We start from the raw sequence: 3,289 nt of genomic DNA on the forward strand, positions 1-3,289 counted from the left end.
GTACAACCCGTCGGGCAGCGGTTTGGTCGTGGTGTCGGCGGGCGCACGCCATTCCGAAGCCGGGAGGAAGCCGGTGAGGCATGGCGGCGGCTGGCCGAGCGACAGCCCGACGTGCAGGAGGCCCTCGCCGGGGAAGACCGTCGCGGCCTGCGCGACGGTCGCTCCCTGCGGAAGGATCACCAGCGCCTGCTCGAGGCCCGCGTGGTACCGCTTGAGGAGATCGGTGACGATCGCCAGATTCGCGAGCGTCTGCGGCAGCGCATCGCGCACGTCGCCGAAGACGGCGTTGAGCTGATCGGCCGTCGGAGCGGCCTGCTGCAGACCGCTGCGCAACGCCTGATCCTGCTCCGCCGTCTGCGATGTGATGGTGTTCAGGTTGGCCGCCCACCGGGAGATGGCGTCACCCGAGTCGACCTGGCTCTGCAGAATCGGCGTCGAATTGTTGATGACGTCGTTGACCGGACCCAGGTTGTCCTTGAAGTCGCTGGCGATCGCGGTCGTGGAGTCGACGAGGCGTTGCAGCGCCGGACCCAGCCCGCCCACGGCCTGAGACGTCTCCGTCAACAGCGAGTCGATCTTGTCCTTCGGCAGCACGGCAAGACTGTTGTTGGCGGCGTCGAGCGCGGGGCCGACCTCGCTGGGCACGGTGCTGTTGGTGATCGTCGTGCCAGGGGACAGGTACTTGCCGTGCGTGTCCGTCGTCGACACCAGGTCGAGGTACTGCTCGCCGATCGCCGACACGGAGTGCACGTTCGCCGTCGCATCGGCAGGGATCTTGATGTCGCTGTCGATGCTCATCGTGGCCCGCGCACCGCGCTCGGTGGGCACGACTTCGGTGACCTTGCCGATCTGGGTGCCCAGGTACGTGACGTTGGCCGTCGAGTACAGGCCACCGGACCGCGGCAGGTCGGCGTAGAGCTTGTACTGCCCGATCCCCACCACGCTCGGTAGCCGCAGGTAATACCAGCCCAGCACGACCAGCGCGATGATCGTCAGGATCGTGAAGATGATCAGCTGAATCTTGATGAAGCGAGTCAGCATCGCTCACTCACCTCTCTCGACCAGCGGTCCGCCTGGCGCGTCGTGCGGGTTCGGGGTGAACCGAATGTCCGGGATCATCGTGCTCGGATCGCGACCCCACGACTGTTCGAGGGCCCTCAGCATGCCGGACACCCCAGTGCCGCTGAGGAATCCGTTGTCGATCGCCGACAGTGTCAGGTCGACGTTCAGCGATACGTTGATGTAGTCACCGCGGATCGCCTTCGGGACGTTCTCGATGCTGAACGGTGCAGTTCCGATCACCTTCAGCGCGCCGAGGAGGTACGGCGACGCCTTGCCGAGCTGGACGAGCGGCCGCTGCAGGTTCTGCAGGTTCGCGTGGATGTCCGGATTCGCCTGTGACAGCGCATCGTCGGTGGCCTTGCTGATGCGCCCGAGGGCGGTCACCGCGTCGGCGAACAGGTCCCTGGTGTCGGCGAAGTGCTTGATCAGTGGCGGGAACTCGGTGAGCACGCGATCCAGGGTGTCGTTGCGCTGCGCCACGATGGCCAGCAGTCGGTTCGTCGAGTCGATCGCACGGGTGATGTCCTGGCGTTGGTCGTTGAGCGAAGCCGTGAAAGTGTCCAGCCTGCCGAGGAATTCGCGGATCTGATCGCCGCGTCCGGTGAGGATGTTGGCGACCTCGGTCTGGATGGTCACTAGGTTCGGAATGCCGCCACCGGTCAGGATGGTGCCGATGCTCGCCAGCGTTCGCTCGGTCGTCGGGAACGAACTCGAGTGGTCGAGCGGGATGGTGTCACCGCTCTTCAACAGTTGACTCGAGGGGTCCTTCGGCGGATCGAGTTGGACGTGCTGCGAGCCGAGCAGTGACGTCTGGCCGATCGAGGCCAACGTGTTGTACGGCAGCTTCAGATTGGACTGGACGTCCAGCGTCAGCGTCGCGACCCAGTTCTTCAGCTCGATCGCCCGCACGCTACCGACGAACACGTCGGCAACCCGGACGCGGCTGTTTACGTTGAGCGCCAACGTGTCCGGCATCTGAACGTAGATCGTCATGTTGTCCGAACCCGAGCCAGCACCCCCAGGCACGGGCACGTTCGCGATGCCCTTCCAGCCACACGACGTCAGGATCAGTCCCGCGGCGAGCAGTACCCCGCCCCGCTTGACGACGGTCCTCAGCTTCAAGCGCTTCAGCTTCAGCATCAGCCAGCTCCTGCTTCAGCGGGCAACGGTGGTCCTGGCGGCGCTGGCGCGTCGGCGGGCGCCGGCCCGGCGGCAGGCCCAGGCGCGGCAGGGGTGATCGCCGCGAGCGGATCACCGGGAATCACACCGGGCGCCGGTGCCGGCGGCGGACCGGGCTGCGGGTACCACGGCGGTGGCAGCGGGCTGTTCTCGCCGTAGGCGTTCGGCGGGCCTGGCAGTCTGCCGTCGTTGACGCCGAACGCGTACGGAGCGGGCGGCGGCGCGATGTCGGGCCCACCCATGAGTTCGGCCAGCGACTCGGGCGTCAGCATGTTCTGCGTGAACGGCTGCGTCTCGACGCCCTGCATACCGGGTGCCACGACCCAGCCCGGCTCGTGGTTGCCGTGTGAGAACAGCGTGTCGCGCGAGAAGATGCCGGGCACCGTCGTGTCCTTGTACCCGGGCGGCGGCTGCAGGCGCGGTTCGGAGTAGGAGATCTGCTTGGGCAGCGTCATCGCCGTGCTGAGCATGTTCAGGCCGAACGGCAACGTATTGAACTTGATGGCGTCGAGGACCGGCGCCAGGTACTGCGCACACAGCTCCGCCGAGTCCTGGTAGCCGAGCCGGCTGCCGGCCTGAATCGAGCTGCACAGGAACTGCATGGGGTTGGCGAACTGGTTGATGGTCGGCAGACCGACGATGCCGCCCGCGTTGGGCGAGGAGATGTTGACGATGTTGGCCGCCAGGTTCGGGTACACGTGCAGACCGGTTTCCAGGCCCTTGAGCGGCTCGGGCTGCAGGATCGCGTTGGTCACCTCGGCCAGGTTGTTGACATCCTTGGTCAGGACCGTCGAGTTCTGGTCGAGGAACCCCCGCGTCGTGGTGAGCAGCTGGTTCAGGTCCTGAACGGCGTTGGCCACCTCGCGGTCGGAGTTCGTGAACGAGTTCGTGAACTGCGCGAGGTTGTCGTTGAGTGCGACGAACTGCTGATCGCTCTTGTGGAGCGCGTTGACGAAGAGCGCGAGGCTCTTGATCACTCCGAAGAAGTCGCCGCGACCGGAGTTCAGCGTCGTCAACGCCTCCGACAGGCTGTTCAACGTCTTGTTGA

Annotated in this window: 3 protein-coding genes; all 3 read right to left on the reverse strand. The window is 65.9% G+C overall.

Going from position 1 to position 3,289, the window contains the following annotated elements; genetic code table 11:
• The coding region (locus tag ACRDUX_RS38950) for an MCE family protein (protein ID WP_526422578.1) at positions 1-1,041 on the reverse strand (1,041 nt) is incomplete at its 3' end.
• A gap of 3 nt (positions 1,042-1,044) precedes the next feature.
• The gene (locus ACRDUX_RS38955) at positions 1,045-2,202 is read right to left on the reverse strand and encodes a virulence factor Mce family protein (RefSeq protein ID WP_526422580.1); all 1,158 of its coding nucleotides are present in this window, start codon (positions 2,200-2,202) and stop codon (positions 1,045-1,047) included.
• Positions 2,202-3,289, reverse strand: a 1,088-nt coding sequence (locus tag ACRDUX_RS38960; RefSeq protein ID WP_526422582.1) for an Mce/MlaD family protein, incomplete at its 5' end; no start/stop codon positions are given. The genes ACRDUX_RS38960 and ACRDUX_RS38955, both read right to left, overlap by 1 nt.

Origin of the sequence: Mycobacterium sp., from assembly GCF_050701675.1 — a bacterium.
In the GTDB taxonomy this organism is placed as follows: domain Bacteria; phylum Actinomycetota; class Actinomycetes; order Mycobacteriales; family Mycobacteriaceae; genus Mycobacterium.

What these genes read in the sequence shown, in the direction of transcription:
- ACRDUX_RS38955 (WP_526422580.1), bottom strand. Translation starts at nt 2,202, where the DNA reads ATGCTGAAGCTGAAGCGCTTGAAGCTGAGGACCGTCGTCAAGCGGGGC.